We start from the raw sequence: 13,650 nt of genomic DNA, 5'->3' as shown, positions 1-13,650 counted from the left end.
TCGGAGCAGTTGCCGTGGTGGCGTGCGGTTGTGGACGAACCCGATCCGATGCTGGGCGCACGCCCGTTGGATCCGGCGATCGACGTCATGGCGACCGTGGAACATACGGTTGTCGAAATTCCCGTGGCCGAGACCGAATCGCTGCTGACGACGCTGCCCGCGATCTTCCACGGCGGCGTCGAGGACGGATTGCTGGCCGCCCTGTCGATCGCGGTGGTGCGGCAGCGGATGTCCGGGGATTCGGCGTTGATTCGCCTGGAAGGCCACGGCCGCGAGGAGCATATTGTCGCGGGCGCCGACCTGTCGTCGACCGTCGGCTGGTTCACCAGCATATTCCCGGTCCGACTGCGAGTGGCCGCGACGGCGTGGGACGAGGTCTGCGCCGGTGGCCCGGCGGCGGGCGCACTGCTCAAGTCGGTCAAGGAGCAACTGCGCGCAATCCCCGATCGGGGCATCGGCTACGGCGTGCTGAGATACCTCGATTCCGAGACATCCGCTGTGCTGCAACGGTTCTCGAGCGGACAGATCGGATTCAACTACCTCGGTCGCCTGACCACCGCGGAGCTGCTGCCCGAACGCCTGCGCGGCGGCGGGTGGACCCCGAGTCGCGATGCGGTGGGATCGCTCGCGACCCCCGATCCCGCGATGCCCGCACTGGCGCTGCTCGATGTCACCGCGATGGTCGTCGACAGCGACGCGGGCCCGGTATTGCGTGCCGTCTTCGCGAATCCCACCGGCGCGCTGGCCACGAGCACGGCACGGCGGATGGCCGAGTTGTGGCGCGACGCGGCCGTCGGACTGGCCCGACATGCCGAAGGCTCGGGCGCGGGTGGGTTGACGCCCTCGGATCTGCCGCTGGTGGAGCTGGATCAACGCGAGATCGAGGTGTTCGAACAGCGCTATCCAGGACTGACGGATGTATGGCCCGCGACCTCGATGCAGACGGGTCTGCTGTTCCATCGAGCCTTGGCGGGCAAGGGTTTCGACGCCTACCACATGCAGGTGATGTTCGGGCTGACCGGCCGGATGGACGCGGCCCGCATGCGCGCGGCAGGCCAGGGGTTGCTCGATCGGTATCCGAGTCTGCGGGTGGCCTTCGCCGACGACTCCCGCGGCGTCCCGGTCCAGATCGTCCTCGACGGCGTCGAATTGCCGTGGAAGGTCGTGGATTTGCGCGATCACACCGCGGCGGACCGCGACGCCGCGGTGGAATTGATACTGCGCGAGGACCGGTCCGCGAACTTCGATATCGCGTCGCCGCCGCTGCTGCGGTTCACACTGGTGCTGACCGGTGAGCGTCGCTCGGAATTGATCTTCACCGCCCACCATGTCCTGCTGGACGGGTGGTCGCTGCCGCTGCTGATTCGCGATCTACTGCGCCTGTACGGCGACGGTGCGGCCCTGCCGCCGGTTCCCGACTATCGCGAATTCCTGAAGTGGCTGGGCCACAGAGATATCGACGCCGGGGTGCGAGCCTGGGTCGGGGAACTCGAGGGTGTGCGGGAACCCACCCTGCTGGCGGGCAGCGCGGACAGTACGGCCGCGACGGAGGTCGGCCGAGTCGACGTGCCGATCACCTCGCAGCTCGCACAGGCATTGAGCGAGCGGGCCGGTCGCCTCGGCATCACCCTGAATACGGTGGTGCAGGCGGCATGGGGGATTCTGCTCGCCGCCTCGACCGGTCGGCGCGATGTGCTGACCGGTGCGACCGTCTCGGGCAGACCGGCCGCGATCGCGGGAGTCGACGCGATGGTCGGGTTGTTCATCAATACCGTGCCCGTCCGGATACGATTCGGGCACGGCGAGACGCTGGCAGAGCTGTTGACCGGGTTGCAGCGCCGCCAAATCGCCCTGCTGGAACACCATCACGTCGGGTTGAGCGAGATCCACCGGGCGACCGGTCTGGACGTGCTGTTCGATACCCTCATCGGATTCGAGTCCTATCCCGTCGACCAGGCGGGGATCGGTGCGGCGGTCACCACCAGCGGCCTGACCCTCACCGATCTGCGGCCCGAAGCGCCGACGCACTACCCGCTGACCGTGGTGGCCGGGGCCGCTCCCGAATTGACCATCCGGCTGGAATATCGCACCGATGTCTTCGACAGGCCGACGGTCGACGCGATGGCCGTGCGGCTGGTCCGGATCTTCGAGCAGGTCGTCGCGGATCCCGAAATCGCGGTGGCGGCGATGGATCTGCTGGGCGACGAGCGGGAATTGCTGCTGCGCCGGTGGAACGACACCGCTGTCGAGCTCCAGGACGCCACGCTGATCGGATTGTTCGAGGCGCAGGTCGCGCGCACGCCCGAGGGCACGGCCGTCGTCTGCGAGAACTCGGAGCTGACCTACGGTGAGCTCGACGCGCGCGCGGATCGGCTGGCGAGGATATTGATCGCCCGCGGCGTCGGACCGGACACCGTGGTCGCGGTGGCGCTGCCGAGGTCGGCGGAACTGCTGGTGGCATTGGTCGCGGTCGGGAAGGCCGGTGGCGCATATCTTCCGATCGATCCGGCCTACCCCTCGGATCGGCTGACCTTCATTCTGGCCGACGCCGACCCGGTGGTGGTAGTGACCGATGCCGACACAGCGAAAGTACTGCCGCCCAACGCGATTCCGCGTCTTCATCCGGACGACGACGAGGCGGGCAGCGATCGTGCCGTGGCGGTGCGGCCGCAGAATCTGGCCTATCTGATCTACACCTCGGGCTCGACCGGCGTACCCAAAGGCGTCGGCATCACCCACGGCAATGTGGTGAATCTGGTCGCGCAGGCGTGGACGACGAGTCCCCGGGACTGGGTGCTGATGCACTCCTCCGTCGCGTTCGACGCCTCGACCTACGAGATCTGGCCCGCGCTGTGCGGTGGTGCGACCTTGGTCGTCGCGCGTGAGCAGCGCTCGGATCCGGTGGAGATCTCGCGATTGATCGAGACCTGGGCGGTGACGAAGATGTTCGCCACGCCGCCGCTGCTGACCGCCCTGGTCGAGTACGTGGAATCGTTGCGCTGCAACCCGCTTCGAAGTCTCGACCGGATCGACACCGGCGCGGACACCTTGACTTCAGGATTGGTCCACGGGCTGAACGCGGTCTGTGGCGGCGTCCGGATCGACAATCTGTACGGTCCGACCGAGGCGACGGTCGATGTGACGTCGCTGGTCGTGCCGGAGGGGACGGTCGGTGCGGTGCCGATCGGCATGCCGGTGGCCAATACCCGGGTATACGTACTGGATCCGTGGTTGGCTCCGGTTCCGATCGGTGTCGCCGGTGAGTTGTATGTGGCCGGTGCGCAATTGGCGCGTGGCTATCGGGGCCGGTCCGGGCTGACGGCGGCACGGTTCGTGGCCGATCCGTTCGATCCCCGTGGCGGCCGGTTGTATCGCACCGGTGACATGGTGCGGTGGAATGCCCAGGGCCGGTTGGAGTTCGTGGGCCGATCCGACGACCAGGTGAAGATCCGCGGCTTCCGCGTCGAACCGGGCGAGGTGGAGGCCGCACTGGCACAGCACCCTTCGGTGACCCGCGCCGTGGTGACCGCGGTCGAGACCGAGACCGGCGGCAAACGGCTGATCGGCTATGTCGTGCTCGACCGTGCCGGAGTCGACGGCGCTCGGGTGCGCGAGTTCGTTTCCGAGCGGCTGCCGGAATTCATGGTGCCGACGGCGGTCGTGGTGCTCGACTCGATACCGGTGACCGCCAACGGGAAGATCGATCGCGCGGCGCTGCCGATTCCGGAATCGGCGTCCGCGGCGCGGTACCGAGCGCCGAGCTCTGCCGAGGAGCGGGTGCTCGCCGCGGTATTCGCCGAGATGCTCGGGGTCGAACGCGTCGGTGTCGACGACGACTTCTTCGAATTGGGCGGTGACAGTATCCGCTCGATCCAGGTGGTGTCCCGGGCGCGGGCGCAGGGCGTGGTGGTGAGTCCGCGGGAGGTGTTCGAGCGGCGGACGGTCGCGGCGCTGGCGGCGGTGGCCGGTGGGCGCGTGGTGGATTCGGTGCTGACGGAGTTGGCCGGGGGCGGCGTCGGGTGGATGCCACTGCTGCCGGTGGCTCGGTTCGTGCGCGGTCTGGGGGCCGGATTCGACGCGTTCAGTCAGACGATGGTGCTGGATCTGCCGATCGGCATCGATCGAGCGGGTTTGCTCGCCACATTGACCGCGGTCGTGGATCGTCACGACGTGCTGCGGTCACGATTGGTCGAGGACGAGCGCGGGGCGGGACTCGAGATCGCCCCGGCCGCGTCGATCGATGTGGGACGGTTCGTACATCGCGTCGAAATGATCGAGTCGCGCGAGGATGTGATCGTCTCGCAGCTGGAGACGGCGGTCGGTCGGCTGTCGCCCGCCGCGGGGGTGATGGTGCGGTTCGTGTGGTTCGATGCCGGTGCGCGGCGTCCGGGCCGATTGGCGATCGTGGCGCATCATCTCGCGGTCGACGGTGTGTCGTGGCGAATCCTGCTGCCGGACCTGGTATTCGCGTGGCAGTTGGTCGCGAGCGGATCGCGGCCGGTGTTCGTGGCGCCGGGGACGTCGATGCGGCGGTGGGCGCACAGCCTGGTCGAGGAGGCGGTCCGGCCGGAGCGGGTGGCGGAGTTGGACTGGTGGCGTTCGGTTCTCGACGGTCCCGATCCGATGCTGGGTTCGCGGCCGTTGGATCCCGCGATCGATGTGATGGCCACCACCGAACATGTGCAACTGCGAATTCCGGTGGCCGACACCGAAACCCTGCTGACCACACTGCCCGCGGCATACCACGGCGGCGTCGAGGACGGGTTGCTCGCGGCGCTGGCCGTGGCGGTGGCGCGGCGGCGACAGGCGCGCGGCAGCGCCGAGGATTCGGTGCTGATCCGGCTGGAGGGCCACGGCCGTCAGGAGGAGATCGTCCCCGGCGCCGACCTGTCGAATACGGTGGGCTGGTTCACGACCATGTTCCCGGTGCGGCTGCGGGCCGCGGCGACGGAATGGCAGGAGCTGTGCGCGGGCGGTGACGCCGCGGGCGAGCTGTTCAAATCGGTGAAGGAGCAGTTGCGCGCGCTGCCGGACAAGGGCATCGGCTACGGACTGCTGCGATACCTCAATCCCGAGACCGCCGCTGTGCTGCGGGAGTTCTCGACCGGGCAGATCGGATTCAACTACCTCGGCCGCCTCACCTCGTCGGATCTGCTGCCGCAGCGGCTGCGCGGTGCGGGCTGGACGCCCGCCGTCGACACCGGGCAGTTGATCACGCCGCTGAATCCCGCACTGTCGGCCATGCCCGCGACATCGGTGCTCGACGTCAGCGCGATGGTGATCGACACCGCCGACGGTCCGGTCCTGCAGGCGGTCTTCGCCGCACCCGTGGGTGCGCTGGCGCACGGTGAGGTGGCGGAACTGGCCGACCTGTGGCGAGATGCGGTGGTGGGTCTGGCCCGTCATGCGCGCACCTCTGGCGCGGGCGGTCTGACGCCATCGGATCTGCCGCTGGTGGAGATGGGGCAGCGGGAGATCGAGCTCCTGGAACAGCGGTATCCCGGATTGGCGGATGTATGGCCGCTGACCTCGATGCAGTCGGGGTTGCTGTTCCATCAGGCGTTGGCGGACAACGGGTTCGACGCCTATCACATGCAGGTCGTGTTCGGTCTGTCCGGGTCGGTCGATCCGGACAGGATGCGTGCGGCCGGGCGCGGACTGCTGATTCGGTATCCGAATCTGCGCGTGGGCTTCACCGCCGATTCGCGCGGCGCTCCGATTCAGGTCGTCGTCGACGATGTCGAATTGCCTTGGCGTGTAGTGGATCTGCGCGACGACGCCGAAACGGATCCGGCCGCCGTGGCCGCCGAGGAACGGGATGCGCATTTCGACGCGGCCATCCCGCCGCTGCTGCGATTGACGCTGGTGCTGCTGCCCGAAGGGCGCTGCGAACTGATCTTCACCGCTCATCACGTCCTGCTGGACGGGTGGTCGCTGCCGCTGCTGCTTCGAGATCTGTTGCAGCTCTATGGTTCCGGCGGTGACACGGCCGGGCTGCCCGCCGCGCCGGACTATCGGGACTTCCTGATGTGGCTCGGGCGGCAGGATTCGGATGCCGGTGTGCGGGCGTGGGTGCGAGAACTCGAGGACGTACGGGAGCCCACCCTGCTCGCCGACAACGCCGGGCGACGCGGCGTAGCCGAGCGTGCCGGGGTCGGTCGGGTCGAGGTCGCGCTGAGCGGCGAGACCGCCGCGGCGCTGGGTCGGCAGGCGACCGCGCTCGGTGTCACGGTGAACACGCTCGTGCAGGGTGGCTGGGGGCTGTTGCTGGCGGTGTCGACCGGCCGCCGCGAGGTGGTCGCCGGTGCGACCGTATCGGGTCGGCCGCCCGCGATCGCCGGGGTGGATTCGATGGTCGGATTGTTCATCAATACCGTGCCGGTGCGCGTGCGATTCGGTCCCGGTGACGCCCTCGCCGATGTATTGACCGATCTGCAGGCTCGTCAGGCCGCGCTGCTGGATCACCACCATGTCGGATTGAGCGATATTCATCAGGGCGTCGGGTTGAGCGTCCTGTTCGATACGCTGATCGCGTTCGAGTCCTATCCGGTCGATCAGGCCGGGATCGGACGGGCCGCGACGTCGAGCGAGATAGCCATCACCGAGGTGCGGCCCGATACGCCGTCGCACTACGCGGTCACCCTCATCGCCAATGCCGTACCCGAATTGCACCTGCGTCTCGAATTCCGCACCGATGTGCTGGACCGGTCGACGGTCGAGACGCTGGCCGAGCGATTGGCGCGAATATTCGCGCAATTGGCGGCCGATCCGCGTATTCCGGTGGGCTCGGTCGACACCCTCGGCCTCGACGAGCGTGAGTCGGTATTGCGGCGGTGGAACGAGACCGCCGTCGAGTTCCCGGATACCACGATCATCGAGCAGTTCCGGGCACGGGTTGCCGCCGACCCCGACGCGGTCGCGTTGGTCGGCGGCAATGAGGAACTGAGCTACGGGGAGCTCGACGCGCGCGCGAGTCGGCTAGCGCGGGTATTGGTTTCCCGCGGAGTGGGTCCCGATGCGATTGTCGCGGTGGCATTGCCGAGATCGCCGGAATTGATCGTGGCTCTGTTGGCGGTGCTGCGGGCCGGTGGCGGGTACTTGCCGATCGATCCGGCGTATTCCTCGGATCGGGTGGCATTCATTCTCGGCGAGGCCGCGCCGGTTGTCCTCGTGACCGACAAGAGCACCGCGAACGATCTGCCCCACAGTGCGGTACCGCGGCTGTATCTCGACACGGTGGATCTGCGCAGCGGGCCCGGCTTCGATGGACCTCTCACCGTGCGCCCGCACAACACCGCCTACCTGATCTATACCTCCGGCTCCACCGGCGTGCCCAAAGGCGTTGCGGTCACCCACCGCAACGTGGTGGCCTTCGCGAACAAACCCCAGTGGCGCGATGGATCGCACGACCGGGTACTGATGCATTCCTCGATCGCCTTCGATGCGTCGACCTACGAGATATGGGTGCCGTTGCTCTGCGGTGGGCGAGTGGTCCTCGCCCCGTCGAATCATGACGACCTCGCAGCACTGGGCCGGACACTGGTCGACAACGGGGTGACGGCCGCATTCTTCACCACCCGGCTGTTCGAACTGGTCATCGAGCAGAGTCCCGAAGCATTCGCGGGCCTGCGTCAGGTGTGGGTCGGCGGCGAGGAGATCTCGTCGAAACTGTTGCGGCGTGCGATGTCACGGTGTCCGGATACGCATATCGTGAACGTGTACGGGCCGACGGAGACGACCACGTTCGCGGTGAACCATCTGTTCGAGGCGGGCGCGCCCTTCGCGGGCGCGGCGGTGCCGATCGGGTCCGCGCTGGCGAATGTTCGCGTATACGTGTTGGATTCGTGGCTCGCGCCGACTCCGGTGGGAGTCGCCGGGGAGTTGTACATCGCGGGTTCGCATGTGGCGCGCGGATATCGAGGGCAGGCCGGGTCGACGGCGTCGCGATTCGTGGCCGACCCGTTCGATGCGGCGGGCGGGCGGTTGTATCGCACCGGTGATGTGGTGCGGTGGAATGCGGACGGGCAGTTGGAGTTCGTGGGCCGTGTCGATGATCAGGTGAAGATCCGTGGCTTCCGGGTGGAGCCCGGTGAAGTGGAAGCCGCACTCGCGCAACATCCTTCGGTTTCGCGGGCGGTAGTGTCGGTACGTGATACCGGCGCGGGCGGCAAGCAGCTGATCGGATACGTCGTCTCCGGCGGATCGGAGCTCGACGGCCGGGATGTGCGTCGGTGGGTGGCCGACCGGCTGCCGGAGTTCATGGTGCCCGCGGTGGTGCTGGTGATCGAGTCGATTCCGCTGACCGCCAACGGGAAGCTGGACCGCGCCGCGCTGCCGGAGCCGGAATTCGCCTCATCGGCGGAGTTCCGGGCGCCCGGCAGCGAGCGCGAGCGGGTGCTGGCCGAGCTGTTCGGCGAGATCCTCGGGCGTGAGCGGATCGGTGTGGACGACAACTTCTTCGAGTTGGGCGGCCACTCGCTGTTGGCCACGCGCCTGGTGAGCCGGATTCGCGCGGAACTCGGCATCGAGGTGGCAATCCGGACGGTATTCGACGCTCCGACGGTGTCGCGGTTGGCGACTCGGCTCGACCCGGGCGCACGGGTGCGTCCGGCATTGTCGACCAGACCGCGACCGCAGGTCGTGCCACTGTCGTTCGCGCAGCGGCGATTGTGGTTCATCCATCGGATGGAGGGCCCCTCGGCCACCTACAACATTCCACTGGCCGCGCGGTTGACCGGTGTGTTCGACGCGTCGGCATTCGCCGCCGCGGTCGGTGACGTCGTGGCCCGGCACGAGAGTCTGCGCACGATTTTCGTCGACGTCGACGGCGTGCCCGCGCAGCGGGTGCTCGATGCGGTCGATGTGCCGGTCACCGTGACCGATGTGGCGACCGCGGAACTGGATGCGGCGGTCACGGCGGCGGTACGGTACGGATTCGATCTGTCGGCGGAGATCCCCATTCGCGCCGATGTCTTCCGCCACGGGGGCGACGACTGTGTGCTGGTCGTGGTGATCCATCACATCGCGGGTGACGGCTGGTCGATGGCCCCGCTGCTGCACGATCTCGCCGTGGCGTACACCGCGCGGATCGGCGGTCGTGCTCCCGAGTGGGAACCCCTTCCGGTGCAGTACGTGGATTACACACTGTGGCAGCAGGATTGGCTCGGATCGGCCACCGATCCCGACAGCGTACTGTCGCGGCAATTCGACTACTGGCGGCGCGAGCTCGACGGCATACCGGAGCAATTGCGCCTGCCGATGGATCGGCCGCGGCCGCGGGTTCCGAGTTTCCGTGGGGATCTGGTCCATTTCGACATCGACGTCGAAACCCGGGTCGCGGTGCAGCGATTGGCCGCCCGTGAGGGTGCGACCGTGTCTATGGTGTTGCAGTCGGCGTTGGCGGTGTTGTTGTTCAAACTGGGTGCGGGGGAGGATGTTCCGATCGGTTCGCCGATTGCCGGGCGGACCGATGAGGCGCTGGCGGATATGGTGGGGTTCTTCGTCAACACCTGGGTTTTGCGCACGGCCGTCGCCCCGGCTGCGTCGTTCGCCGAAATTCTCGGACAGGTCCGCTCGAAGGCGCTGGCGGCATACGAGAATCAGGACGCGCCGTTCGAATTGCTGGTCGAGCTGCTCAACCCGGCCCGGTCGGCGGCGTATCACCCCTTGTTCCAGGTCGCCCTGGCGTTCCAGAACAATGCGCTGCCGACGGTCGAATTGGCGGGTGTCGGATTCGAGCCGTATCCGGCGTCGATCGCGGCGTCGCGATTCGATCTGTTCTTCAATGTCGCCGATGCACCGGTTGGGCACGCGTGGAACGGGTTCGTGGAATACGCGACCGAACTGTTCGACCACGCGACCGTCGAGACGATGGCGCGGCGGCTGGTGGGATTGCTGCGGCTGATCGCCTCGACCCCGGAGGTCACGATCGGGTCGGTGGATGTGCTCGACGCCGGTGAGCGCGAGCGCGTGTTGCGCGGGTGGAACGAGACCGCCGTCGATTTCGCGGATACGACCCTGGCCGAGTTGTTCCAGGCGAGCGTGGCGGCGACACCCGATGCGGTGGCCGTGGTGTGCGGTGCGGCGGAGCTGACCTATCGGCAACTCGATCACAGGGCGAAAGAGCTTGCTCGGGTGCTGATCTCGCGTGGCGTCGGTCCCGATGTCGTCGTCGCGGTGGCCTTGCCGAAATCTGTCGATCTGTTGGTCGCGTTGGTGGCGGTCGTGCAGTCCGGTGCCGCGTATCTGCCGATAGATCCCGCCTATCCGTCGGATCGTCTGGCGTTCGTGCTCGCCGATGCCGCGCCGGTGGTCGTGGTGACCGATTCGGCGACCGCGAAAACTCTGCCGGACAACGCGATACCGCAGCTGTGTCTCGACGCGCTCGATGCCGACGAGGACGGCCTCGCCTCGATCGTCGCCGCGCGACCGGAGAACCTGGTGTATGTCATCTACACCTCGGGCTCGACCGGCGTTCCGAAGGGCGTCGGGGTCACCCATCGCAATCTGGCGAATCTGGTGTCGCAGGCCGCGATGGTCGCCGGGGATCGAATGCTGGTGCATTCCTCTGTCGCGTTCGACGCGTCGACCTATGAGATCTGGCTGGCGCTGTGCGGGGGCGGGGCGCTGGTGGTGGCGAGTGAGCAGCGATCCGATCCGGCGGAAATCGTACGATTGGTCGAAACCTGTTCGGTGACCGAGATGTTCGCGACACCGCCGCTGCTGTCGGGGCTGCTCGAATATGTCGAAGCGGTGCCCGGTGATCGGCTGCGGACATTGCGGCGGGTGATGTGCGGTGGGGCCGAACTGACGGTCGGTCTGGTCCGCAGGGCGTGGGCGAGCTGCCCCCGTGTGCAGATCATGAACGGGTACGGTCCGACCGAGACGACGGTGTTCGCGACCGATTTCGATGCCGTGGGTGCGTCGGGTGCGGTTGTTCCGATCGGTGGTCCGCTGGGCAATGTGCGGGTGTTCGTGTTGGATTCGGGTATGCGCCCGGTTCCGGTGGGGGTGCCGGGAGAGTTGTATATCGCCGGTGCGCAGTTGGCGCGGGGATATTACGGTCGGTCGTCGTTGACGGCGTCGCGGTTCGTGGCCGATCCGTTCGATGCGGCGGGCGGTCGGTTGTATCGCACCGGTGATGTGGTGCGGTGGAATGCAGACGGGCAGTTGGAGTTCGTGGGCCGCGTCGACGATCAGGTGAAGATCCGTGGCTTCCGGGTGGAGCCGGGTGAGGTGGAAGCCGTTCTGGCGCAGCATCCTTCGGTGTCGCAAGCGGTGGTGGTCGCGCGGGAGGCGGAGGCCGGCGGCAAGCAGCTGATCGGATATGTGACCGCCGATCGGTCGGGTCCGATCGGTGGTTCGGACGAGTTGGTCGGGCAGTGGCAACGCGTGTACGACGATCTGTACTCGGCCTCCGCGGCCGAATTCGGCGAGGATTTCGGTGGCTGGAACAGCAGCTATACCGGCGAGCCGATTCCGGTCGAGCAGATGCGTGAGTGGCGGATGGCCAGGGTCGAGCGGATTCGTGGGTTGCGGCCGCGGCGGGTGCTCGAGATCGGTGTGGGTTCGGGCCTGCTGCTGGCGAAGGTGGCACCGGAGGTCGAAGAGTATTGGGCGACAGACTTTTCCGCGACCACCATCGACAAGCTGCAGGGACAGTTGGACGCACTCGGCACGGAATGGGCCGATCGGGTCGTATTGAGCGTGCGGACCGCCGAGGACACCGGTGGCCTGCCCGAGAACTACTTCGACACCGTGGTGCTGAATTCGGTGGTCCAGTATTTCCCCGGCCCGGCCTATCTGCGCGATGTTCTCGAGAAGGTGCGCGGGCTGCTGACGCCGGGTGGGGCGATATTCGTCGGTGATGTGCGCAATCTGGCACTGGTGGAGGAATTCGCCACCGCGGTGCAGATCGCGCGCAACGGCGGCGAGGATCCCGTGGCCGTCGGTGATCGCGTGCGCCGCGACATCGCGGCCGAGCAGGAGTTGCTGTTGGCGCCGGAGTATTTCACCGGCCTCGGTTTCGACGCGGTCGAAATCCAACTCCAACGTGGCCGCGCGGTCAACGAACTGACCCGGTATCGGTACGACGTGGTTCTGCGCCGGTCGCCGAGCGATCCGGTGTCGGCGGCGGCGGTGTCGAAAGTGATCTTCCGAGACCATGACCGGTTGCGGGAATTGCTGGCGAGCGAGCGTCCGGAGGGCGTTCGTATCACGGGTATTCCGCATGCGGGACTGATCGGTCAGATCGACGCGACGCAACAGATTCGAACCGGGCAACCGGTCTCCGTCGTCGCGGAGAATGTGGCGTCGGGTCTGCTGCCCGAGGATCTGCACGAGATGGGACAGCGTTTCGGATACACCACGGCGGTCACCTGGTCTGCCGAACCTGGTCGGATGGAAGCGGTCTTCCTCGATTCGGCGACCGTGGACGGCCGCCCTCTGACCGATATCTACCTCACCCCCGCGCCGGTGACCGATCCGTCCGTTCACGCCAATAATCCACAAACCGGCGTGCTCTCCGCGGACGTGCGGCGGTGGGTGGGTGAACGGCTACCCGACTACATGGTGCCCGCGATCGTCATGGTCATCGACTCGATGCCGCTGACCGCGAGCGGAAAACTGGACCGCGGGGCCCTGCCGGATCCGGAATTCGCCTCCTCGGTGGAATATCGGCCGCCGAGCAGCGAGCGCGAGCGCGTACTGGCGGACCTGTTCGCCGAAATCCTCGGACTCGACCGGGTCGGAGTGGACGACGATTTCTTCGCTCTGGGCGGACATTCCCTGTTGGCGACCCGCCTCACCAGCCGCATCCGGGCGGCGCTGGACGTCGACGTGCCCGTGCGGGTGATATTCGACGCGCCGACGGTCGCCGAACTGGTGACCCGCCTGGACGACGCGGCGGACTCGGGCCGGGATTTCGACCCGGTGCTGGTCCTGAAGGCCTCCGGTTCCGAGAAACCCCTGTGGTGCCTGCATCCCGGCGGCGGGCTGGGCTGGTTCTATCAGCAACTCGGCACCCATCTGCCCGATCGGCCGATCTATGCCGTGCAGTCCCGGGGCCTGGACGGTGGACCGATGGCCACCTCGTTCGAGGAGCTGGTCGACGACTACACCGACCGCATACTCGGCATTCAGGACGAGGGCCCGTACTTCCTGCTGGGTTGGTCCTACGGCGGCATCGTCGCTCACGCACTGGCACACCGACTTTCGGAACGCGGAAAGCAGATCGGTTTCCTCGGCCTGATGGACAGCCGACCCCCGGTACGGCTGCCCGACCAACCCGATATGCCCGACGAAGTCGCCGTGGAGGGCGTCCGCGCCTGGGCCACCGACAGATTCGGCAACGAACTCGACTCCCCGGTCATTCGGGAACTGGTCCAGCGCGCCAGCCGGGTCCTCATCAACAACAGCAGACTCCTGGAGGGCTACACCACCCCCGTGCACCACGGCGACGCGACAATCTTCGGCGGCGCCGTGGACGCCGACGGCAACCGAATCCCGGACCTCGCCGCCGATATCGAACAAGCGTGGCGCACAACCATCACCGGCCAGCTCACCGTCTTCGAAGTCGACTGCGCCCACGGCGATTTCGACCGCCCCGAGCATATGGACAAGGTAGGACGCATCCTGCGCGATCTATTGTGA

At 67.2% G+C, this 13,650-nt stretch carries 1 protein-coding gene (cut by a window edge); it reads left to right on the top strand.

Annotation, left to right across the window (positions count from 1 at the left end):
• Positions 1 to 13,650 carry the 3' portion of a non-ribosomal peptide synthetase gene (locus NP4_RS05310; RefSeq protein ID WP_067992735.1) on the top strand. The gene continues 6,717 nt to the left of window position 1, outside the view, so the window shows 13,650 of its 20,367 coding nt (coding positions 6,718–20,367); its start codon lies beyond the left edge, outside the window; the stop codon is at positions 13,648 to 13,650.

The organism is Nocardia pseudobrasiliensis NBRC 108224, from assembly GCF_001613105.1.
GTDB lineage: Bacteria > Actinomycetota > Actinomycetes > Mycobacteriales > Mycobacteriaceae > Nocardia > Nocardia pseudobrasiliensis.
Note: the sequence above shows the minus strand (reverse complement) of the source record. Positions and strands in the feature narration are given on the sequence as shown.